The 21,751-nt window shown below is 65.9% G+C and carries 18 protein-coding genes and 1 tRNA gene; 15 read left to right on the top strand and 4 right to left on the bottom strand.

Annotated features, from left to right (window positions below):
• Positions 1-44: 44 nt before the first annotated feature.
• The 14 genes from ftsH to AC5P8J_RS00730 all read left to right on the top strand — a co-directional run bounded on the left by ftsH (position 45) and on the right by AC5P8J_RS00730 (position 14,702).
• On the top strand, positions 45-1,979 hold the full coding sequence (gene ftsH, locus AC5P8J_RS00795; RefSeq protein WP_058980127.1) for an ATP-dependent zinc metalloprotease FtsH: 1,935 nt from the start codon (positions 45-47) through the stop codon (positions 1,977-1,979).
• A 101-nt stretch (positions 1,980-2,080) separates the two neighbouring features.
• The gene (locus AC5P8J_RS00790; RefSeq protein ID WP_021202558.1) at positions 2,081-2,266 is read left to right on the top strand and encodes a hypothetical protein; all 186 of its coding nucleotides are present in this window, start codon (positions 2,081-2,083) and stop codon (positions 2,264-2,266) included.
• A 590-nt stretch (positions 2,267-2,856) separates the two neighbouring features.
• Positions 2,857-3,753: a dihydropteroate synthase gene (gene folP, locus AC5P8J_RS00785; protein ID WP_134735948.1), complete on the top strand. Its 897-nt coding sequence runs from the start codon at positions 2,857-2,859 to the stop codon at positions 3,751-3,753.
• The gene (miaA, locus tag AC5P8J_RS00780) at positions 3,753-4,706 is read left to right on the top strand and encodes a tRNA (adenosine(37)-N6)-dimethylallyltransferase MiaA (RefSeq protein WP_058980123.1); all 954 of its coding nucleotides are present in this window, start codon (positions 3,753-3,755) and stop codon (positions 4,704-4,706) included. Before folP ends, miaA begins: the two co-directional genes overlap by 1 nt.
• Positions 4,707-4,802: 96 nt before the next feature.
• The gene (hfq, locus tag AC5P8J_RS00775; protein WP_004152891.1) at positions 4,803-5,078 is read left to right on the top strand and encodes an RNA chaperone Hfq; all 276 of its coding nucleotides are present in this window, start codon (positions 4,803-4,805) and stop codon (positions 5,076-5,078) included.
• A 14-nt stretch (positions 5,079-5,092) separates the two neighbouring features.
• A complete protein-coding gene (hflX, locus tag AC5P8J_RS00770) occupies positions 5,093-6,403 on the top strand; it encodes a ribosome rescue GTPase HflX (protein WP_134735947.1) in 1,311 nt (436 codons plus the stop codon).
• Between the two features lie 118 nt (positions 6,404-6,521).
• The gene (locus AC5P8J_RS00765) at positions 6,522-7,016 is read left to right on the top strand and encodes a CinA family protein (RefSeq protein ID WP_005409020.1); all 495 of its coding nucleotides are present in this window, start codon (positions 6,522-6,524) and stop codon (positions 7,014-7,016) included.
• Between the two features lie 34 nt (positions 7,017-7,050).
• Complete coding sequence (ubiB, locus tag AC5P8J_RS00760) at positions 7,051-8,733, top strand: 2-polyprenylphenol 6-hydroxylase (RefSeq protein WP_026346905.1); 1,683 nt, start codon at positions 7,051-7,053, stop codon at positions 8,731-8,733.
• Positions 8,734-8,942: 209 nt separating this feature from the next.
• A complete protein-coding gene (gene lexA / locus AC5P8J_RS00755; RefSeq protein ID WP_005412936.1) occupies positions 8,943-9,578 on the top strand; it encodes a transcriptional repressor LexA in 636 nt (211 codons plus the stop codon).
• 204 nt (positions 9,579-9,782) lie between these two features.
• On the top strand, positions 9,783-10,820 hold the full coding sequence (gene recA / locus AC5P8J_RS00750; RefSeq protein WP_026346904.1) for a recombinase RecA: 1,038 nt from the start codon (positions 9,783-9,785) through the stop codon (positions 10,818-10,820).
• A gap of 110 nt (positions 10,821-10,930) precedes the next feature.
• Positions 10,931-11,422, top strand: a complete 492-nt coding sequence (recX, locus tag AC5P8J_RS00745) for a recombination regulator RecX (protein ID WP_019658864.1) — start codon at positions 10,931-10,933, stop codon at positions 11,420-11,422.
• Positions 11,423-11,531: 109 nt separating this feature from the next.
• Entirely contained in the window at positions 11,532-14,180 is a 2,649-nt protein-coding gene (alaS, locus tag AC5P8J_RS00740; RefSeq protein ID WP_346473983.1) for an alanine--tRNA ligase, read from the top strand.
• A 147-nt stretch (positions 14,181-14,327) separates the two neighbouring features.
• A complete protein-coding gene (gene csrA / locus AC5P8J_RS00735) occupies positions 14,328-14,531 on the top strand; it encodes a carbon storage regulator CsrA (protein ID WP_004152909.1) in 204 nt (67 codons plus the stop codon).
• A 78-nt stretch (positions 14,532-14,609) separates the two neighbouring features.
• A tRNA-Ser gene (locus tag AC5P8J_RS00730) sits at positions 14,610-14,702 on the top strand.
• A gap of 95 nt (positions 14,703-14,797) precedes the next feature.
• Here the strand turns inward: AC5P8J_RS00730 and AC5P8J_RS00725 are convergent.
• Together AC5P8J_RS00725 and AC5P8J_RS00720 are read right to left on the bottom strand one after the other, a co-directional pair.
• Entirely contained in the window at positions 14,798-15,253 is a 456-nt protein-coding gene (locus AC5P8J_RS00725; RefSeq protein WP_032953406.1) for a DUF4189 domain-containing protein, read from the bottom strand.
• A gap of 114 nt (positions 15,254-15,367) precedes the next feature.
• Positions 15,368-17,698, bottom strand: coding sequence for a TonB-dependent receptor (locus tag AC5P8J_RS00720; protein ID WP_495216577.1), 2,331 nt, complete (start codon positions 17,696-17,698; stop codon positions 15,368-15,370).
• Positions 17,699-17,919: 221 nt separating this feature from the next.
• On the opposite strand from AC5P8J_RS00720, the gene AC5P8J_RS00715 reads away from it, so the two are divergent.
• A complete protein-coding gene (locus tag AC5P8J_RS00715) occupies positions 17,920-18,402 on the top strand; it encodes a LuxR family transcriptional regulator (RefSeq protein ID WP_155029274.1) in 483 nt (160 codons plus the stop codon).
• 51 nt (positions 18,403-18,453) lie between these two features.
• Here AC5P8J_RS00715 and aceE read toward each other — a convergent pair whose 3' ends face one another.
• Complete coding sequence (aceE, locus tag AC5P8J_RS00710) at positions 18,454-21,126, bottom strand: pyruvate dehydrogenase (acetyl-transferring), homodimeric type (RefSeq protein WP_495216576.1); 2,673 nt, start codon at positions 21,124-21,126, stop codon at positions 18,454-18,456.
• A gap of 245 nt (positions 21,127-21,371) precedes the next feature.
• Entirely contained in the window at positions 21,372-21,671 is a 300-nt protein-coding gene (locus tag AC5P8J_RS00705; protein ID WP_134735412.1) for a hypothetical protein, read from the bottom strand.
• Between the last annotated feature and the right edge of the window lie 80 nt (positions 21,672-21,751).

Here is a 21,751-nt window from a genome sequence, read left to right as displayed (position 1 = left end):
CCCACGCAACGCCAGCACTGAGAGGAACACCGGAGCCAATGAGGATGAACGACTTGACCAAGAACCTCCTGCTATGGGTGGTCGTCGCCGTCGTGCTGATGGTGGTCTTCCAGAGCTTCTCGCCGAAGTCCTCCGGAGCCGGCGCGCAGGGCGCGTCGTACTCGCAGTTCCTGGACCAGGTGGACAGCGGCAACGTGCAGAAGGTCGCCTTCGGCGGCGACATGCGCGGCGGCACCAGCCAGCTGACCTACACCACCCGCGGCGGGCAGACATCCACCATCACCGCACCGTTCGATCGCGACCTGATCAACGTGCTGCGCACCAAGAACGTGGAGATCGTGCAGGAGGAGCCGTCCAGCGGCATTTCCCTCGGCGCGATCCTGATGAATTTCCTGCCGGTCATCCTGATCATCGGCTTCTGGTTGTTCATCATGCGCCAGATGCAGGGCGGCGGTGGCGGTGCCAAGGGCGCGATGTCCTTCGGCAAGTCGCGCGCCAAGCTGCAGGGCGAGGACCAGATCAAGGTCACCTTCGCCGACGTCGCCGGCTGCGACGAGGCCAAGGAAGAAGTGGGCGAGCTGGTCGACTTCCTGCGCGACCCGTCCAAGTTCACCAAGCTGGGCGGCAAGATTCCGCGCGGCGTGCTGATGGTGGGCCCGCCGGGTACCGGCAAGACGCTGCTGGCCAAGGCCATTGCCGGCGAAGCCAAGGTGCCGTTCTTCTCGATCTCCGGTTCGGACTTCGTGGAAATGTTCGTCGGCGTCGGCGCCAGCCGCGTGCGCGACATGTTCGAGCAGGCCAAGAAGCATGCCCCGTGCATCATCTTCATCGATGAAATCGACGCTGTCGGCCGCCACCGTGGCGCCGGCCTGGGCGGCGGCCACGACGAGCGCGAGCAGACCCTGAACCAGCTGCTGGTCGAGATGGACGGTTTTGAAGGCGGCGAAGGCGTGATCGTGATCGCCGCGACCAACCGTCCGGACGTGCTGGACCCGGCGCTGCTGCGCCCGGGCCGTTTCGACCGCCAGGTCGTGGTCGGCCTGCCGGACGTGAAGGGCCGCGAGCACATCCTGAAGGTCCACATGCGCAAGCTGCCGCTGGCCGACGACGTCGAGCCGATGGTGATCGCGCGCGGTACCCCGGGCTTCTCCGGCGCCGACCTGGCCAACCTCTGCAACGAGGCCGCCTTGTTCGCTGCGCGTGGCAACGAGAAGGAAGTCCGCATGGACCACTTCGACCGTGCCCGCGACAAGATCCTGATGGGCGCCGAGCGCCGCTCGATGGCCATGAGCGAAGAGGAGAAGACCCTCACCGCCTACCACGAAGCCGGTCACGCCATTGTCGGCCGTCTGGTACCCGAGCATGATCCGGTCTACAAGGTCACGATCATTCCGCGTGGCCGTGCGCTGGGTGTGACCATGTACCTGCCGGAAGGCGACAAGTACTCGATGAACCGCGTCGCGATCCAGTCGCAGCTGTGCTCGCTGTACGGCGGCCGCGTCGCCGAAGAGCTGATTTTCGGCGAGGACAAGGTCACCACCGGTGCCTCCAACGACATCGAGCGTGCCACCAAGATGGCCCGCAACATGGTCACCAAGTGGGGCCTGTCCGAGCAGCTCGGTCCGATCGCCTATGGCGAAGAGGACGATGAGGTGTTCCTGGGCCGGTCGGTTACCCAGCACAAGAGCGTGTCCAACGACACGGCGCGCCGTATCGACGAGGAAGTGCGCAATATCCTCGACAAGGCCTACGCCCGTACTACCCAGCTGCTGACCGAGAACATCGACAAGCTGCACGCGATGTCCCAGCTGCTGCTGCAGTACGAGACCATCGATGCGCCGCAGATCGACGCGATCATGGAAGGTCGTGATCCGCCGCCGCCGGCGGGCTGGAGCAAGTCGAACAAGGACGGTGGCAACGACAAGGGCGGCGACGCCCGTCCGCTGCCGCCGATCGCGGGCCCGGCCGAATCGCACTGACGGTCCCCTGCAGGTGCACCAGACGAGGCCGGGGCAACCCGGCTTCGTCGTTTCCGGGCCACTGGCCCATCCCGAAGATCCGATCTGACGCTGGAGCCCGCATGTCCGCCCCGAAGCCCGAACCGATTTCCCACACCGCTGAAATGGTCATCGCCACCGTGGTCGGCGTGGGTGTGGGCCTTGGGGCCGACAACCTGCTGCTGGGCTGCGTGGTGGGTATCGGTGTCGGCATTGTGCTGAGCATTGCCAGGACCCTGTACGTGGATCGCAAGCGCCGCCGCCGTTGAGGGGTGTTGGCAGGGCTGCGCCCTGCACCCGTGGTAGTGCCGGCCGCTGGCCGGCAACCTCAACAGCAACAGCAACAGCGGGCTTTCCGTAGGATGGCGGGGCGGTGTCGGAGTGCGGGGACGCCGTAAATCCGTCCATGGAGGCTTGGCAGCCGCATCCATGCGGCTGACACCCCGCACTCCGACACCGCCCCACCTCTGACAGATTCCGGGAGCTGTTGGTAGGTGTCGACCTTGGTCGACACGTAGATCCACGTCATGCATGGATGAATCTCTGTCAGATGTCGAAATCAATATGGGGTCAGATCCGTTTTCCGGAGGAAAACGGATCTGACCCCAATAGTCGTTCCAACAGATCGCGGAAATCTGTCGAAGGCGGGGTGGGTCCGGTTGCGGGGGCGTGAGCCGCATGGATGCGGCGACCGAGCTTACATGGACGTACTTGCAGCGGCCCCCGCAACCGGACCCACCCCGCCATTCTTCAGTGAACCCGCTGTTGCTCCGGCTGTTGCTGTCGCTCTGGCCTCTGCGGGTGCAGGGCGCCGCCCTGCCGAACTAAACTACCTGCCGTTGTCCCAGCAGGATTGCCCATGTTCGATACCTCGCCCCAGCTCGATTGCGCCGGCCGCATCCTGCGCCTCGACCGTGCCCGGGTCATGGGCATCGTCAACGTCACCCCGGACTCGTTCTCCGATGGCGGCGCGCACGACACCACCGAGGCCGCGGTCGCACATGGCCTCAAGCTGGTCGAGGAGGGCGCGGACCTGCTGGACATCGGCGGCGAATCGACCCGCCCGGGCGCCGCGCCGGTCTCGATTGAACAAGAGCTGCGCCGGGTGATTCCGGTGATCGAGCAGCTGGCCGCACGCACCCGGGTGCCGATCAGCATCGACACCTTCAAGCCGGAAGTGATGCGCGCGGCGGTGGCGGCTGGCGCCGGCATGATCAATGACATCTACGGCCTGCGTCAGCAAGGGGCGCTGGACGCCGCCGCTGCAACCGGCGTGCCGGTGGTGCTGATGCACATGCAGGGCGAGCCGGGCCACATGCAGGCCGATCCGCAGTACGACGACGTGGTCGCCGAGGTGCACGGCTTCCTGGTCCAGCGCCTGTTCGCTGCCGAGATGGCGGGTATTGCGAAGAAGAACCTGCTGATCGATCTCGGTTTCGGTTTCGGCAAGACCACTGCCCACAACATGACCCTGCTGGCACGCTCCGAGCGGTTCCTGGAGCTGGGCGTGCCGATGCTGGCTGGCCTGTCGCGCAAGCGCAGCCTGGGCGAACTGACCGGTCGCGACACGCCGTCCGAGCGCGTGGCCGCCTCGTTGGCTGCGCACCTGATCGCGGTGCAGCGTGGCGCACGCATCGTGCGCGTGCATGACGTGGCCGCCACCGTCGATGCGCTGAAGATCTGGCAGGCCGTCGAGGCCGTGCCAACGCCGCGTGCCGACGCCACGCCGTCGATCCGCTGGCCGGACGAAGACTGATGGGCATCGACCGGCGGCCGCTGGCGATCGCCGTGATGGGTCCGACTGCCAGTGGCAAGACCGCCACCGCGATCGCCCTTGCGAAGCAGCTGGATGGCGAGATCGTCAGCGTCGATTCGGCGCTGGTCTATCGGCATCTGGATATCGGCTCGGCCAAGCCGGATGCGGCCGAGCGGGCGCAGGCGCCGCACCATCTGCTGGACCTGCGCGATCCGTGGCAGACCTATTCGGCGGCCGAGTTCGCCGCCGATGCCGGCCGCGTCGTGGCCGACATCGTGGCACGCGGCAAAACGCCGATCCTGGCAGGTGGCACGGGGCTGTACTTCCGGGCCCTGCTGCAGGGCCTGTCGCCGATGCCGGAGGCCGACCCGGTGATGCGCGAAGCACTCAGCACCGAGGCGGCCGAGCGGGGCTGGGCGGCACTGCACGCCGAGCTGGCCAAGGTCGACCCGGCCGCCGCCGCACGTATCCATGCCACCGACCCGCAACGCATCCAGCGGGCGCTGGAGGTCTATCGCCTCACCGGCACGCCGATCAGTGAATGGCAGCGCCGGCCGGGCGTCGCGCCGTTGCCGGTGCGCACCCTCAAGCTGATCCTCGCCCCGCGTGACCGCGCGGTACTGCACCAGCGCATCGAGGCGCGCTTCGACGCCATGCTGGCGCAGGGCTTCCTGGACGAGGTGCGGGCATTGCGTGCAATGCCGGAAATGACCGCCGTGGCGGCGCCGCTGGACCTGCCCGCGGTGCGCGCGGTTGGCTATCGCCAGGCCTGGGAATACCTGGACGGGGAGGGCGATGCTGCCCGTTTCCGGGACAAGGCCATCTTCGCCACCCGGCAGCTGGCCAAGCGCCAGCTGACCTGGCTGCGCGGCGAGCTTGATGCGCGCTGGTTCGACCCCCATGTCGATGGGGAGCGCCTGGCCGGCGCGGTGTCGACCTTCGTCGCACGCTGAACCCCCGCCAGCCGTGTAACATCATCGGTCGGCGGGCGGCTCGGGGGCCGTGGCAACCGTCGGCAACCCAATAAGAACAATAATCAGGAGTGTGCAATGTCCAAGGGGCAATCGCTGCAGGATCCTTTCTTGAACGCACTTCGGCGCGAGCGCGTGCCGGTTTCGGTGTACCTGGTCAACGGCATCAAGCTGCAGGGCACGATCGAGTCGTTCGACCAGTTCGTGGTCCTGCTGCGCAACACGGTCAGTCAGATGGTCTACAAGCACGCCATTTCCACGGTCGTTCCGGCACGTAACGTGAAGGTCGGTCCGGGCGGTGGTTACGTGCAGTCCGGTGAAGGTGGTCAGGCAGGTGATGAAGCAGACGAGTAAGACCGGAGCGGTGAATGTTTGACCGCTCGAAAAAGGGCGAACACGCCCTGTTGATCCAGCCCCATTTCGGCAAGCTGGAAGACGATGTGCTGGAAGAATTCGGTGATCTGGCCCGCTCGGCTGGGGCCAGCATCGCCGCGACGATCACTGCGCGCCTGGACCGACCGAATCCGTCGACCCTGATCGGCAGCGGCAAGCTGGACGAGATCAAGGCTGCGGCCGACGCCAGCGGTGCCGACCTGATCCTCGTCAACCATGCGTTGAGCCCGGGCCAGGAGCGCAACCTGGAACGGTTCCTGGAGCGCCGGGTGATCGACCGTACCGGCCTGATCCTGGATATCTTCGCCCAGCGTGCGCACAGCCACGAGGGCAAGCTGCAGGTCGAGCTGGCGCAGCTGCGGCATCTGGCCACGCGGCTGGTGCGCGGCTGGACCCACCTGGAGCGCCAGCGCGGTGGTTCAATTGGCCTGCGCGGCCCGGGTGAAACCCAGCTGGAAACCGACCGCCGCCTGCTGCAGAAGCGGGTCGAGCAGTTGCAGAAGCGCCTGGAAAAGGTGGAAGTGCAGCGCACCCAGATGCGTCGTGCGCGTGTGCGCAGCGAGCTGCCCCGTGTGGCACTGGTGGGCTACACCAACGCCGGCAAGTCGACCCTGTTCAACGCCATGACCGGCGCCGAGGCCTATGCCGCCGACCAGCTGTTCGCAACGCTGGATCCGACCGTGCGCCGCATCGCGGTGCCGGGGGGCAGCGTGGTGCTGGCCGATACCGTCGGTTTCGTCCGCGATCTGCCGCATGATCTGGTCGCGGCGTTCCGCTCGACCCTGTCCGAGGCGCGCGAGGCCGATTTCCTGCTGCACGTGGTCGATGCTGCCGACCCGCACCGCGAGGAGCGCATCGCCCAGGTGGACGAAGTGCTGACTGCAGTCGGTGCCGGCGATCTGCCGCAGCTGCTGGTGTTCAACAAGATCGACCGCATTGACGGCGCCGACGTGCGCCACGACGGCCAGGACGGTATCCCGGACGAATCGCGTCGCGAGCGGGTGTGGATTTCCGCGCGTGACGGTCAGGGCTTGGAGCTGTTGCAGGCGGTGCTGGGCAAGCGCTTGGGCCTGCAGCATGTCACCGGCGAACTGCGTCTTCCCCCGGATGCAGGCCGCCTGCGCGCGCGCCTGCACCAGCTGGAGGTGATCCGCAGCGAGCAGGCCGATGAGGATGGTTGGCTGCTGCAGGTCGACCTGCCGATCGCCGAAGCCGAAAAGCTGGCCGCCAGTGCCGATGGCGCCCCGATCCGCGCGCTACTGCCGGAAAAACTGCCGGAGTGGTGAGGTAGCGACCGGTGCCCGGTAGTGCCGGCCGCTGGCCGGCAACGCAACCGTGCCGGAGGGGCGCGACATCCGCCTGTCATCTGCGGTACAACGTGTTCTTCACCCCACCGTCATGCCGATGTCCATCCCCACCGACGCCGATCTCAATGCCCAGTCCGCCGCGCTCGGACAGCGCCTGCAGCAGGCCTCGCTGCAGCTGGTGACCGCCGAAAGCTGCAGTGGTGGCTGGATCGCCAAGTGCATGACCGACATTGCCGGCTCGTCGGCGTTCTTCGACTGCGGCATGGTGGTCTACAGCTACGAAGCCAAGCAGCGCCTGCTCGGCGTGCGCGCGCAGACCCTGGAGCAGTTCGGTGCGGTCAGCCGCGAAACCGTGCTGGAAATGGTCTCCGGCGCGCTGGTCAATTCCGGTGCCGGCATCGCCGTGGCGGTGACCGGCATTGCCGGCCCCGGTGGCGGGAGCCCGGACAAGCCGGTCGGCAGTGTCTGGATTGGCTGGAAGCGCCGTGGCGGCTATGCCCGCGCCGAGCTGTTCCAGTTCGACGGCGACCGCGAAGCCATCCGCCGGCAAACCGTGGCGGCGGCATTGCGCGGTATCGACGCCCAGCTGTGACATGCTGCTCCGGTAATCGTCCGGAGCACGCATGATGTGGGAGACGCTGGGTACTGTCCGTGACCTGGGCCGACTGCAGGAAATCGCCGTCGTCCTGATCCGCTATGGCTTCGGCGACGTGGTGCGGCGCATCGGCTTGGCCACCACGCTGGAGCGGGCAGGGCGCCTGCTGCACTGGAACGAGGACCGCCAGGAACTGCTGCGGATGACCGCGCCGGTGCGTGTGCGCAGCGCTATGCAGGATCTGGGTCCCACTTTCGTCAAGCTCGGGCAGGTGCTGGCGACGCGCGTTGACCTGCTGCCGCCGGAATGGATCGCTGAACTGTCCGAACTGCAGAACGCGGTGCCGGCGCTGCCGTACGCGGATATCCGCGAGCAGCTCGAAGCCGACCTTGGCGCCTCGCCGACGGAGGTGTTCGCCTTCCTCGATGAAACCCCGATGGCCGCCGCCTCGCTGGCGCAGGCCCATCGCGCCCGGCTCCACGATGGCCGTGAGGTGGTGCTGAAAATCCGGCGGCCCGGCATCCGCGATGTGGTCGAGGCCGATCTGCGGCTGCTGGCCCGCCTGGCCGAGATTGTCGAGGCGCGGCTGCCGGACCTGCGCCGCTATCGTCCGGCCGAGGTCGTGCAGCAGTTCACCGTGTCGCTGCGACGCGAACTGGATTTCGCCGCCGAATGCCGTAACGCCGAACGCATCGCGCGCAACTTCAGCGGCCGCGACGACATCCTGATTCCCAGCGTGCACTGGCAGTGGACCTGCGAAAGCCTGAACGTGCAGGACTTCGTCGACGGCATTCCCGGCCGTAACCTTGCCGGTGTCGATGCGGCCGGGCTGGACCGCCGCGAACTGGCCCGGCGCGGCGCCGGCATCGTGTTGAAGATGGTGTTGGAGGACGGCAGCTTCCACGCGGATCCACACCCGGGCAACATCATCTACCTGCGCGACGGCCGCATCGGCGTGATCGATTTCGGCATGGTCGGCGCGCTGTCCGAGGTGCGCCGCTTCCAGGTCGCGCAGCTGCTGCACGGGCTGGTCGAGCAGGACCCGCAGGGCGTGGCCGACGTGTTGCTGGACTGGGCCGGTGGCGTGGAAGTGGACGAGAACCGGCTGCAGCACGACATCAGCCAGTTCGTCGACCAGTACCGCGGCGTGCCGCTGAAGGACCTGCGTATCGGCCTGATGCTGGGCGATATCACCCAGCTGCTGCGGAGCTACAGTCTGACGTTGCCGGCCGATCTGGCGCTGATGATCAAGGCCTTCCTGACCCTGGAAGGCATGGGCCGCCAGCTCGACCCGGATTTCGACATGGCCAGTGCCGCGCGCCCGTTCCTGGAGCGGGTAGTGCTGCAGCGCTATGCGCCCAGGGCGCTGCTCAAGCGTGGCCGCCGCAGCCTGCTGGGGTTGGTCGACTTCGCCGGTGAGCTGCCGCGCGACCTGCGCAAGCTGGTGCAGGCGGCGCGCCGCGGACGACTGCAGCTGAAGGTCGAAACCACCGCGCTGCAGGGCTTCGGCGAACAGGTGAACCGTGCGGCAAACCGGCTGGTGGTAGGCGTGATCACGGCTGCCCTGATCATCGGCTCGTCGATCGTGATGCACAGCGTCGGCGGGGTTTCCAGCCGCTGGCTGCTGGCGCTGGGCGTGTGCGGCTTCATCGGCGCCGGCTTCTGTGGTGTGTGGATCCTGTTCTCCATATGGAGGAGCGGCAAGCACACATAGTGTGCTTGCCGCAGCGGTTCCCCATCGGAACCGTGGAATCGCTGCGCGATTCCTGTAGGGCCGACCGCTGGTCGGCTGCTCTTGCTTTTGCCTTTGCCGCCCGGCCATTGGCCCAACTGCCGAGCATGGCTCGGCACTACAGATCCCCATCACCTGTTTGTCGTACCCGGCACTTGCAGTTGTGTGCGTTAGTAGTAATACTACTAACCATGGACCTGACCGACACCCAGCAGGCGATCCTGCAGTTGATCGCCGAGCGTATCGAGAGCGAAGGCGCACCGCCCTCGCAGACTGAAATCGCACGTGCGTTCGGCTTCAAGGGCGTGCGCGCGGCCCAGTACCACCTGGAAGCCCTGGAGCAGGCCGGTGCGATCCGTCGCATCCCGGGCCAGGCCCGCGGCATCCGCCTGGTGCAGGCGCCGCCGGTCGAGAAGCTGGCCGAGCCGGGCCTGCCCGACAGTGTGCTGCGCCTGCCGGTGCTGGGCCGGGTTGCGGCCGGCCTCCCGATCGGCGCCGACATCGGCTCGGACGATTTCGTGGTGCTGGACCGGGTGTTCTTCTCGCCAGCGCCGGACTACCTGCTGAAGGTGCAGGGCGATTCGATGATCGACGAGGGCATCTTCGACGGTGACCTGATCGGTGTGCACCGCACCCGCGACGCCCATTCCGGGCAGATCGTGGTGGCCCGCATCGATGACGAGATCACCGTCAAGCTGCTGAAGATCGCCAAGGACCGCATCCGCCTGCTGCCGCGCAATCCCGATTACAAGCCGATCGAGGTGCTGCCGGACCAGGATTTCGCGATCGAGGGCCTCTATTGCGGCCTGCTGCGGCCTAACCGTTGACCCGTTCCATAGCGCATTACCCCGCGGTCTTTTGTGGCGATTCTCTGGTTCCACTGAGGTTGGTACGGATGTCCGATAATTCTTTTCAGAGCGCCGGGCAGAATCTCAGCCTGTGCGATACGTCCGACTTAAAGTGAACCCATGGCAAAGAAGACCCCCAAAGACAGCACCCCCAACGACATGACCTCTGCAAGGACCAATACGATGGACGAGAACAAGAAGCGCGCCTTGGCTGCTGCTCTGGGCCAGATCGAGAAGCAGTTCGGCAAGGGCTCGGTGATGCGCATGGGTGACCGCGTGGTCGAGCCCGTCGAAGCCATCCCGACCGGTTCGCTGATGCTCGACATCGCACTGGGCATTGGCGGTCTGCCGAAGGGCCGTGTCGTTGAGATCTACGGGCCGGAATCCTCGGGCAAGACCACCCTGACCCTGCAGGCCATCGCCGAGTGCCAGAAGATGGGCGGTACCGCAGCTTTCATCGACGCCGAGCACGCGCTGGACCCGATCTATGCCGCCAAGCTGGGCGTGAACGTGGACGACCTGCTGCTGTCGCAGCCGGATACCGGTGAGCAGGCGCTGGAAATCGCCGACATGCTGGTCCGTTCGGGCTCGGTCGACATCCTGGTGGTCGACTCGGTCGCCGCACTGACCCCGAAGGCCGAAATCGAAGGCGAGATGGGTGACCAGCTGCCGGGTCTGCAGGCCCGCCTGATGAGCCAGGCGCTGCGCAAGTTGACCGGCAACATCAAGCGCTCCAACACCCTGGTGATCTTCATCAACCAGCTGCGCATGAAGATCGGCGTGATGATGCCGGGCCAGAGCCCGGAAACCACCACGGGCGGCAACGCGCTGAAGTTCTATGCCTCGGTCCGCCTGGACATCCGCCGTATCGGCGCGATCAAGAAGGGTGACGAGATCATCGGCAACCAGACCAAGATCAAGGTGGTCAAGAACAAGCTGGCGCCTCCGTTCAAGCAGGTCATCACTGAGATCCTGTACGGCGAAGGCATCAGCCGCGAGGGCGAACTGATCGACATGGGCGTGGATGCCAAGCTGGTCGAAAAGGCCGGCGCCTGGTACAGCTACGGTGAAGAACGCATCGGCCAGGGCAAGGACAACGCCCGCGGCTACCTGCGCGACAACCCGACCGTCGCTGCAAAGCTCGAGGCAGAACTGCGCGAGAAGTTCCAGCCGGCCGAAGCGGCCCGCGAGGATGGTGACGACGAAGGCGACGACGAGTAAGGCTTGCTGTGGGGCAGGGCGGCGCCGTCAGTGACGTCGCCCTGTCCCGCAGGTTCGAATCGCCCATGGATGGGCTGGGTGCCACGGATGGCGCCACCCTTGGAGTACCCATGTCCGACGCCGAAGACATTCCGACCGGCCGCAAGCGCCGACCGCGTGAGCAGACTCCCGTGCAGCGGGCGCTGGGCCTTCTGGTCCGCCGCGAACACTCGCGCAAGGAACTCACCCGCAAGCTGACCGCCCGTGGCATTGAAGACGAAGCCGCGCAGGCCGCTGTCGCCAAGCTGACCGAGGCCGGCTGGCAGGACGACACCCGCTTCGCTGAGAACCTGGTGCGGATGCGCGCCAACACCGGCTATGGGCCGATCCATGTCCGCGCCGAGCTTGGCACCCACGGCCTGGACAGTGCCGCGATTGCCGTAGCAATGGACAGCTACGAAGGCGACTGGCAGGAAAATGCTCGCGATCTGGTCCGCAGGCGCTTTGGCGAGGCCGGCCCGCAGGACCTGGCGCAGCGGCGCAAGGCCGCCGATCTGCTGGCCCGACGGGGCTTCGACGGCGACAGCATCCGCCGCGCGACCCGCTACGACCCGGATGACTGAGACTGGCGGCGCCGGGCCTGATACCCTTTAGGTTTTCGGCGGTCCCTCGCGACCCTGGCCAACGCGGCCGGTGGTCCGGGTCCGCCGGCCCGCAGACTGCCAGCCCCCAATGAACGCATCCGCCAAATTCACGACTTCCCAGATCCGCAGCGATTTCCTTGAATTCTTCAAGGGCAAAGGCCACACCATCGTGCCGTCGGCGCCGCTGGTGCCGGGCAACGATCCGACCCTGCTGTTCACCAACTCCGGCATGGTGCAGTTCAAGGACGTGTTCCTCGGCGCGGAAAAGCGCAGCTACGTGCGCGCGGCCGATGTCCAGCGCTGCCTGCGCGCGGGCGGCAAGCACAACGATCTCGACCAGGTTGGCTACACCGCACGCCACCACACCTTCTTCGAGATGCTGGGCAACTGGTCGTTCGGCGATTACTTCAAGAAGGACGCGATCGCCTGGGCCTGGGAGCTGCTGACCCAGGTCTGGAAGCTGCCGGCCGAGCGCCTGCTGGTTACCGTGTACCAGACCGACGACGAAGCCTACGAACTGTGGCGTGACATGGTCGGTGTGCCGGAAGAGCGCATCGTGCGCATCGGCGACAACAAGGGCGCACCGTTCGCCTCGGACAACTTCTGGCAGATGGCCGACACCGGTCCGTGCGGCCCGTGCACCGAGATCTTCTATGACCACGGCGACCACATCGCCGGTGGCCCCCCGGGTTCGCCGGATGAAGACGGCGACCGCTTCATCGAAATCTGGAACCTGGTGTTCATGCAGTTCGACCGCCAGCCCGACGGCACCCTGGTGCCGCTGCCGGCGCCGTGCGTGGATACCGGCATGGGCCTGGAGCGACTGGCGGCGATCCTGCAGCACGTTCACACCAACTACGAGATCGACTTGTTCCAGGCGCTGATCCGCAAGGCCGCCGAGCTGACCGGCACCGCCGACCTGGAAAACAAGTCGCTGCGCGTGATCGCCGATCACATCCGCGCCTGTTCGTTCCTGATCGTCGATGGCGTGCTGCCGTCCAACGAAGGCCGTGGCTACGTGCTGCGCCGTATCATCCGCCGCGCCCTGCGCCACGGCTGGATGCTGGGCGTGCGGCAGCCGTTCTTCAGCAAGCTGGTGCCGACCCTGGTCGAGCAGATGGGCGAGGCCTATCCGGAACTGCCGGCGGCGGTGGACACCGTCACCCGTGCGCTGCAGGCCGAAGAAGAGCGTTTCGCCGAAACCCTCGATGCCGGCATGAAGATCTTCGAGGACGTGGCCGGCAAGGCCAGCAACGGCGTGATCCCGGGCGTTGACGCCTTCCGCCTTTACGACACCTACGGTTTCCCGCTCGACCTGACCCAGGACATCGCCCGCGAGCGCGACCTGACCGTCGACATCGCCGGCTTCGACGCCGCAATGGAGCAGCAGCGCGAGACCGCACGCGCAGCCGGCAAGTTCGGCGGCGGCGTGACCCTGCCGGCCGAGCTGGTGGCAACGCTCAGCCCGACCCTGTTCCTGGGCTATGACCGCCTGCAGGCCGACGGCCTGAGCGTGCTGGCCCTGCTCAAGGACGGCCGTCCGGTGCAGTCGGCCGATGCCGGTGATTCGGTCATCGTGATCACCAACCAGACCCCGTTCTACGCCGAATCCGGCGGCCAGGTCGGTGACACGGGCGTGCTTGCCGGCAACGGCGTGCGCCTGGTGGTGGAAGACACCCAGAAGTTCGCTGGCCAGTTCCATGGCCACGTCGGCACCCTGTCCGACGGCGGCCTGAAAGTGGGCGATGTGCTGTCCGGCCAGGTCGATGGCGCGCGCCGCGGCGCCACCATACTCAACCACTCGGCAACGCACCTGCTGCATGCCGCCCTGCGCGAAGTGCTGGGCACCCACGTGCAGCAGAAGGGCTCGCTGGTCGCGCCGGACCGCCTGCGTTTCGACTTCTCGCACTTCCAGCCGATCAGCGCGGAAGAACTGGCGCTGATCGAGCGCAAGGTCAACCAGCAGGTACGCGCAAACAACGCGGCCGAAGTCCACAACATGGGCATGCAGGAAGCGCTGGACTTCGGCGCGATGGCCCTGTTCGGCGAGAAGTACGGCGAGCACGTGCGCGTGCTGAAGATGGGTGACTACTCCACTGAGCTGTGCGGTGGTACCCACGTCAACCGTACCGGCGACATCGGCCTGTTCAAGATCACCTCCGAGGGCGGTGTCTCGGCCGGCGTGCGCCGTATCGAGGCGGTCACCGGCCAGGGCGCCCTGGATTACGTGGACGCCGAGGAGGCCCGCCTGGCCGAAGCCGCTGAACTGCTCGGCGGCAGCGCCGCCGACGTGGTCGAGAAGATCCGTGCCCTCGGCCAGCGCCAGAAGCAGCTGGAGCGCGAACTGGAGGCCGTGAAGGCCAAGGTCGCCACCGGCGCCACGGCCGACCTGTCCGGCCAGGCCGTCGAGGTTGCCGGCGTGAAGGTGCTGGCCGCCCGCCTGGAGGGCTTCGACGCCAAGGCCCTGCGTGACGCCATGGACCGCCTGAAGCAGCAGCTGGGCGATGCGGTGATCGTGCTGGCCGGTGCCCAGGACGGCAAGGCTGCCCTGGTTGCGGGTGTGAACGGCAGTGCAATGGGCAAGGTCAAGGCCGGGGAACTGTTGTCCCATATCGCCAGTCAGATCGGGGGCAAGGGCGGCGGACGCCCGGACCTCGCCCAGGGTGGTGGCGAGGACGGGCCCGCCCTTGCCACTGCGCTGGCTGCAGTCGTCGAATGGGTCAGCCCCCGCCTGTGATGAACCTGGCCGTCCCCCTCCTTGTAGGAGCGGGACGGCTGACGGTACCATTGCGAATCTTTTCCCTTTGTCGTGGTAGCGCTTCTTGACGGAGCGTCAAGCCGGTGGGGGATACCCTTCCACACGGTTCCATGGAGACTTACAAAAATGTTGATCCTGACTCGCCGCGTCGGCGAAACCCTGATGATCGGTGACTCGGTGAGCGTCACCGTGCTTGGCGTCAAGGGTAACCAGGTGCGTATCGGCATCACCGCGCCGAAGGACGTCGCTGTGCATCGCGAAGAGATCTATCAGCGCATCCAGCGTGGTGATGAAGCCGGTGGCACCGGTAGCGAAAATTCTGCCGAATAACGCTTTACCTTCGCACTCGATTAACGTTATGATTCACGCCCCGCTGAGGTGCAACGCACCAGATGCGGAGAAAACCCCGGAGTGATGCCCGAGTGGCCGAAGGGGCTCCCCTGCTAAGGGAGTATAGGGTCAAAAGCTCTATCGAGGGTTCGAATCCCTCTCACTCCGCCAGATATAAAGAAGCGCATGCAGATCCTCGATCTGCAGGCGTCTTTCTTTGTTCAACGCGGTAACACACGGCCGCGCCGCACGGGCGTTGTGCAGGCCTAGTGGGTGGTGCCAGCCGCGTCCTGCCCGACTTCGGGCGAGGAATAGAGCCTGGGCTCCGGCACCGCATGACCCGGATGAGCGGGCGGCGCAATGCCGCTTGGCGTTTCGCGCCAGAGAATTGCCAGTGTGCAGTCATTGGCACGTTGCCTGCACATTCTTTCCGCTTTGCGTTGTGCGGCGTCCGCCGTCTTTTCCCCAAGTGCAAAGCCCATGGCGACGGTGCCGGTAGCGATCGCCGAATATCCCACCGCGGTAGTCGTGGCAGTCTGCGCGCAGTTGCGGGACCGAACGGCGCAGTGCTGCAGTGCGCGCTGCATCGCAGCCGACAGCGTGCTGTGGTTCATGGCGTAGCCGTAGCGGCCATCGTCGTCGTAGACGATGGCGGAGGCCGCGTTGGCGCCGGATGACAGGCACAGCAACAGGCCAAGTGACAGGGGGCGCATCCAGTTCATTCCCATCTCCATTTTCTGCTGATGGTGGATCAGACCGGGTTTGAAGCGCAACGTTGCCGCCACTACGCCGAGCCCGCAGTTCATCGAACCGCGGGCGGCGCCATCGGTTGACCGTCAGAGCCTCACCGTCACCCCCACCTGGAAACCACGCCCCGGCAACGGCGCGATGTACTTCAACGGCGAGTTGTGCGGGCGTGCTTCTTCATTGAGCAGATTGCTGCCGTTGACGAACACCTCCATGCCGGCGATGTAGCTGTTGCGTACCGGCAGCTCACGGCTGACCTGCAGGTCGACCAGGTTGAAGGCATCCAGTGGCACTTCCTCGCTGACGTTGCGGCCGAGGTACTTCTGCGTGTCGTAGTAGGTGCTGGACAGCTGCGCCTTCCAACCCTCGCGTTGCCACTGCAGATTGGCGCCGTAGCGGTTGGTCGGCATGTTCGGCAGGTACTCGCCGTCGTTGTGGGCACGCAGCGAATCGGGGTGATCGGCCTTGTTCTTCACCAGGTCGGCGAAGGCGGAGATGTTCAACGTGCCATAGCGGCCAAGGTCCAGGGCCTGCGATGCGTCGATCTCGAAGCCCTTCACCGTGGTGTCGGTCTGCTTCCAGTATTTCAGCGGCAGGCGGTTGGCGGTCTGCACGCCCGAGTAACCCAGGTACAGATAGTTCTCGTACTTCATCCGATACGCGGTGGCCGACAGTTCGAACCCTCCGACATGGAACAGGCCGGTCAGCTCCAGGTTTTTCGCGCGCTCTGGCTCGAGGTTCTGGTTGCCTTCTTCCTGGGTCATCACCGAGTAGTGCGCGTTGCTCGCATACAACTCATTGATCTCCGGTGCGCGCTGCGAGGACGAGTAGCGCACCTTGGCGGCGAACAACGGACCGAGCTCGACATACGATCCCAGGCTGTAGCTGTTGAGCCGGTAGTCGCGGTCCTGCAGTTTCGTGTTGGCGGCATTGCGCGCGGTCTTGAAGCGGCTTGGTTGCAGGTCATGGTCAACGCGCTCGTGGCGCACGCCAGCGTCGAAACTGGCCCAGCCGAAGTCCAGCGTCTCCTTCAGGAACATCGCGTTGCTGCGGGTGTCGACGTCAGGCAGGTAGCGCAGCGAGCCGCTGCCGGTGACATCACGCGACTGGTGGCTGTAACCGAGCAGGCCGCTGAGCGGACCGACACGCTGATGGCTCAACAGCAGTTCGGCCTGGGTGCTCTCGAAATCGTAGTCGTTGGCCCGGGTGGCACCCAGCCGTTCGCCCGAGGTGCTGTCCAGCTTCGAAACACGCAGTTCAGCGCGCTCGAACCACGGCAGCGGGTCGCGCAACAGGGCTTCCAGTGCGTAGCGTTCCTGCTTGATCACCACGCCCACCGGCAATGCGTTGGCGTAGTTGGAACCGAACGACAGGTTCTGCATCGAGAACCCGGGCACGCCGTATTCGCTGTCCTTGGCATCGATGCTGACACCCACGTAACCACGGTCGAAGAACAGGGTCGACCCGAACGCCACCTGCGAATTGCGCGCGTAACTGTTGCCCAACCGGTGATGGTAATCGGGCGTCACATCATTGTTGATCTGCTTCTGTACGTATGACGGCGCGCCGGCGACATAGGCCGGATTGACCGGATTGATATAGGTACGGCGTTGCCAGACCGAAGTCGGGTTGTTGGTGTAGAACGAGAAATCACCATCGGCCCAGTCCGGGTTCTCGGTCATGAACTGGTCGATGTAGGGCTGCGAGGCCTTGTTGTAGATCTGCTGGACGCGCGCCTCCTTCTGGCAGCTGTCGGCCAGCGCCGAGTTGACGCCGCCGGTGGGCGGGAACAGCGCGGCGTTGCAGACACTGGCTTTGCTGTTGCCGGGGATGTCGTAGTGCGAGATGCGCTGCCGAGAGACCTGCAGGTTGGTCGAGACGTTGCGCTGGTTGTTGAAGTTCATGCGGAAGCCCTGCGCGTCCGCAGCATTGAAGCCCTTGCGCAGGACCAGTTCCATCGACTGGTCCTTGTCTTCCATGCTGCGCGAGATCAGGCCCGGATCGATCTCCACGCTGCCTCCGATCGCATTGCCGCCGTAGCGCACGGTGTCGGAGGACTTGTTGACGGTCACACTGCGTACGAACAGCGGATCGAACGGAATGTTGATGTCGCCGCTGATCGCGTTCATGCCGAGGATGGACTGGCCGTCCTGCAGGATCTGCACGCGGTTGCCGCTGAGGCTGCGGATGACCGGAGCGCCCGCGTTTGGCCCGAAGGCGCTGCTCTGCACGCCGGAGACGTGTTCGAGCAGGCCGCCGAGGGTGCGGTTCTGCGCATGTGGGTTGTCGACAGTGACCCGGGTGTCGATGCGCGAGGGCTGGGAGGCCTGGACCTGGAGGGTGGGGAGGGTGGGTTCGTCTGCGGCCTGGGCGGTGTGGCCGGCGAGCAGAATGGCAGCAGCAAGCAGATGGCGACGCATGGCACGCTCCGTGAAGATTACGTGAAATGTTATAACGTAACTATTGCGGGCAACAAGGGCGTTTTGGCTCTAGTCGCGAGGCCGAACACACGGGAGGCGCGAATGAGGTTGCCGGCCGTTCAGCGCTCTGCCTTGTGCGGGGCGCCGATGCTGTGCACGATCCGGATGCTGCGCCCCACAGCGCTTCACGCAGCATCTTCTTCACGGAAACGGAGCAACGTATGAAGCTGCTGTCCGCTGTGTTGTTGTCTGCGCTTTCGCTGGCCGCCGTTCCGGCGCTGGCCGTGGAGGCTTCGCCCTCACCGGTGCTGGGACGCTGGTCGCTGGACATTGCCACCTCGGCGCTGCCCGAGGCGCAGCGCCCGAAACAGGTGGTGCTGGAATTCAAGGATGCCGGGGGTGGACGCTGGAGTTCGCACGTCGACATCGTGCTGCACGACGGCAGGACCATGAAGTCCGATGGCACGCTGTCCCTCGACGGCACGCCGGGGCCTTTGTCCGGCACCTACGGCGCGGACAAGGCCAACCTGAAACTGCCGGCGCCGAACACCCTGGTGATGCAGCTGGTGGACCACGGCACGCCGGCCTCCACCCGCATCTATACCGTGGCGGCCGACCGTACGACGATGACCGAGACCAAGGCGTTCTACGGTCACGACGGTACGCCGATCCTGCAGACCAATCTGTTCAAGCGAATACCGTAGCGGCGCCGCCTGCACCACGCCCGCACAGCGGGCGTGGTGAATGCAGCAGCCTTACACCGCGGCCGGGTCGCGCTTGCCGGCGTCGATGCCGTACCTGTCGATGGCCTCCTGCATCCGCGAGCGTTCGATGCGACCTTCGTCGGCCAGCGACTTCAGGGCCGCCAGCACGATGAAGTGGCGATCCACTTCAAAGAACGTGCGCAGTGATTCACGCGTGTCGGAGCGGCCGAAGCCATCGGTGCCGAGTGCGATGAAGCGGCGATCGTTGATGAAGGGACGGATCTGGTCACCGACGATCTTCATGTAGTCGGTGGCCACCACCACCGGGCCTTCATGACCCTGCAGGCATTGCTGCACGTAGGGCACGCGCGGGGCCTCGGCCGGATGCAGCAGGTTCCAGCGCTCGGCGGCCAGCCCGTCGCGGCGCAGTTCGGTCAGGCTGGTCGCGCTCCACACATCGCTGGCGATGCCGAAGTCCTGCTGCAGCAGGTCTGCCGCGGCTTCCACTTCGCGCAGGATCGCGCCGCTGCCCATCAGCTGCACGCGTGGCTGCCGAGCGTTGCCGGCGGCTGCTGGATGCAGCAGGTACAGGCCCTTCAGGATGCCGGCCTCGGCGCCCTCGGGCAGTGCCGGCTGCGGGTAGTTCTCGTTGAGTACGGTGATGTAGTAGTAGATGTCTTCCTGCTCGACATACATGCGGCGCAGGCCGTCGTGGATGATCACCGCCAGCTCGTAGTTGTAGGTCGGGTCGTAGGACACGCGGCTCGGGATCACCGACGAGAGCACGTGGCTGTGGCCGTCATCGTGTTGCAGGCCTTCGCCCATCAGCGTGGTACGGCCCGACGTGGCACCGAGCAGGAAGCCCCGGGTACGCGCATCGGCTGCAGCCCAGGCGAGGTCGCCGACGCGCTGCAGGCCGAACATCGAGTAGAAGATGTAGAACGGAATCGTGGCCAGGCCGTGGTTGCTGTAGGCGGTGCCGGCGGCGATCCACGAGCAGATCGCACCGGATTCGTTGATGCCTTCCTGCAGGATCTGGCCGTCCTTGGCTTCCTTGTAGTAGCTCAGCTGGCCCGCATCCTGCGGCGTGTACAACTGACCCAGGTACGAATGGATGCCGATCTGGCGGAACAGGCCTTCCATGCCGAAGGTGCGCGATTCATCGGGCACGATCGGAATGACCAGCTTGCCCAGCTCCGGGTCCTTCAGCAGGCTGGTGAGGATGCGCACGAAGCCCATGGTGGTGGATTGGCCGCGATCGCCGCTGCCCTGCAGCTGGGTGTTGAAGATCGACAGCGGCGGCAGCGGCAGCGGATCGACCTTCGCCAGCCGCGCCGGCAGCTGGCCGCCCTGGATGCGGCGGCGCTCGGCGAAGTAGGCCGCCTCGGGGCTGCCCGGCTCCGGTCGCAGATACGGCATGTCCTCCAGCTGCTCGTCGCTGACCGGCAGGTTGAAGCGATCGCGGAAGGCACGCACCGCATCGGCGCTCATCTTCTTCAGCTGGTGGTTGATGTTCTGGCCTTCGCCGGCTTCGCCCATGCCGAAACCCTTGACCGTCTTGGTCAGGATCACTGTCGGCCGGCCGCGGGTGTTCACCGCCTGCTGGTAGGCAGCGAAGACCTTCTGCGGATCATGGCCGCCAAGCGCCAGCGCCCAGATGTCGTCGTCGCTCATATGCGCGACCAGTTCCAGCAGCTCAGGGTAGCGGCCGAAGAAATGCTCGCGCACGTAGGCACCGCTCTGCGACTTGAAGGTCTGGTAGTCACCATCCACGCATTCCATCATGCGCTGGCGCAGCAGGCCGCTGTGGTCGCGGGCCAGCAGGTCGTCCCAGCCACTGCCCCAGATCAGCTTGATCACGTTCCAGCCGGCCGCGCGGAAGGTGCCTTCCAGTTCCTGGATGACCTTGGCGTTGCCGCGCACCGGCCCGTCCAGGCGCTGCAGGTTGCAGTTGACCACGAACACGATGTTGTCCAGCCGCTCGCGGCCGGCCAGCGAGATCGCCGCCAGCGATTCGGGCTGATCCATTTCGCCATCGCCGAGGAAGGCCCAGACCTTGCGGCCCTGGTGCTCTTTCAGGCCGCGGTATTCCAGGTAGCGCATGTAGCGCGCCTGGTAGGCAGCGGTCAACGGGCCCAGCCCCATCGACACGGTGGGGAACTGCCAGAACTCCGGCATCAGGCGCGGGTGCGGATATGAGGACAGGCCTTCGCGGCCGGCTTCGCGGCGGAAGTTGTCCATCCGTGCCGGATCGATGCGGCCTTCCACGTACGCGCGGCCGTAGATCCCTGGCGCGGAGTGGCCCTGGATGTAGATCATGTCGCCGTCGAAGGTGTCGGTACGGCCACGAAAGAAATGATCGAAGCCCACGTCGTACAGCACTGCCGCCGACTGGTAGGTGGCGATGTGGCCGCCGACGTTGGAATGCTTGCCGGCACGCAGCACCATCACCATCGCGTTCCAGCGGATCATCGCGTTCAGGCGGCGCTCGATGGCCAGGTCACCCGGGTAGGCCGGCTGGCGCTCGGGCGGGATGGTGTTGACGTAGGCGGTCCAGGCACGGGTATGCAGGTCGCCGTGCTGCCGGGCGTCCAGATCGCTCAGCTGGTCGATCAGGTAGTGCGCGCGCGGCCGGCCGCCGGCCGGCATCACCGCCTCCAGCGATTCACGCCACTCCTGGGTTTCCAGTGGATCGGTATCGAAGGGAATGAGGGCTTGGTTCATGGCTGTCTCCAGAGGGCGCCGGTCGGACGTCTGCCTGGGCGACAACACCGGCAGGGCGCACAGCACTGGAGCGGGGTCGCAATGGCGGGCGCCGTGACGCGAAGGGCGACCGTGGCGGCCACCGAGAAGACAAGCGTATGCCTGCCCCCCACGCCTCGATAGGCGGGCGGGGCTTGGGTCTCTGGCAAGCAAGGGTTGGTGCCGCGCGCCGTATCATGGGCCGATGCGCTGGGCGCGGCCGCTGATCAGGCCGGGGGCAGCCCCGACAGGAACACCGGGATGATCGCCACGCCGACGCCCAGCAGGCACCAGGCGACGACGGGCAACCAGCGCGCCAGGCATTGGGCGGGTTCCGGTGCACGACGACCGCCGATCCACAACAGCAGCGTGAGCACACCTAGCGCATAGGCGAGGACGACGATCACCGGATGCACATGGATGACCCGGCTGGGCGGCCACATCTGCTGCTGGTAGGCGGTGGTGTGGGCGACCAGCAGCAGGAACAGCAGGCTGCTGAGGGTGTTGATGGCGGTGCGGGCGTTCATTGCGGGGCACTCCTTGTGCCGGCTGCCGGGACATTGCAGGGGCCGCATTCTAGCGGCGCCTGCCGGTCGTTGAAACGCCA

It is taken from the genome of Stenotrophomonas sp. YJH_SMC_37 (assembly GCF_059370035.1).
The sequence above is the reverse complement of the archived record's forward strand: the minus strand, read 5'-3'. Positions and strand labels throughout refer to the sequence as shown.

Coding starts and splice junctions, on each gene's coding strand:
- ftsH (WP_058980127.1), top strand. CDS start 45: ATGAACGACTTGACCAAGAACCTCCTGCTATGGGTGGTCGTCGCCGTC.
- AC5P8J_RS00790 (WP_021202558.1), top strand. CDS start 2,081: ATGTCCGCCCCGAAGCCCGAACCGATTTCCCACACCGCTGAAATGGTC.
- folP (WP_134735948.1), top strand. CDS start 2,857: ATGTTCGATACCTCGCCCCAGCTCGATTGCGCCGGCCGCATCCTGCGC.
- miaA (WP_058980123.1), top strand. CDS start 3,753: ATGGGCATCGACCGGCGGCCGCTGGCGATCGCCGTGATGGGTCCGACT.
- hfq (WP_004152891.1), top strand. CDS start 4,803: ATGTCCAAGGGGCAATCGCTGCAGGATCCTTTCTTGAACGCACTTCGG.
- hflX (WP_134735947.1), top strand. CDS start 5,093: ATGTTTGACCGCTCGAAAAAGGGCGAACACGCCCTGTTGATCCAGCCC.
- AC5P8J_RS00765 (WP_005409020.1), top strand. CDS start 6,522: ATGTCCATCCCCACCGACGCCGATCTCAATGCCCAGTCCGCCGCGCTC.
- ubiB (WP_026346905.1), top strand. CDS start 7,051: ATGTGGGAGACGCTGGGTACTGTCCGTGACCTGGGCCGACTGCAGGAA.
- lexA (WP_005412936.1), top strand. CDS start 8,943: ATGGACCTGACCGACACCCAGCAGGCGATCCTGCAGTTGATCGCCGAG.
- recA (WP_026346904.1), top strand. CDS start 9,783: ATGGACGAGAACAAGAAGCGCGCCTTGGCTGCTGCTCTGGGCCAGATC.
- recX (WP_019658864.1), top strand. CDS start 10,931: ATGTCCGACGCCGAAGACATTCCGACCGGCCGCAAGCGCCGACCGCGT.
- alaS (WP_346473983.1), top strand. CDS start 11,532: ATGAACGCATCCGCCAAATTCACGACTTCCCAGATCCGCAGCGATTTC.
- csrA (WP_004152909.1), top strand. CDS start 14,328: ATGTTGATCCTGACTCGCCGCGTCGGCGAAACCCTGATGATCGGTGAC.
- AC5P8J_RS00725 (WP_032953406.1), bottom strand. CDS start 15,253: ATGAACTGGATGCGCCCCCTGTCACTTGGCCTGTTGCTGTGCCTGTCA.
- AC5P8J_RS00720 (WP_495216577.1), bottom strand. CDS start 17,698: ATGCGTCGCCATCTGCTTGCTGCTGCCATTCTGCTCGCCGGCCACACC.
- AC5P8J_RS00715 (WP_155029274.1), top strand. CDS start 17,920: ATGAAGCTGCTGTCCGCTGTGTTGTTGTCTGCGCTTTCGCTGGCCGCC.
- aceE (WP_495216576.1), bottom strand. CDS start 21,126: ATGAACCAAGCCCTCATTCCCTTCGATACCGATCCACTGGAAACCCAG.
- AC5P8J_RS00705 (WP_134735412.1), bottom strand. CDS start 21,671: ATGAACGCCCGCACCGCCATCAACACCCTCAGCAGCCTGCTGTTCCTG.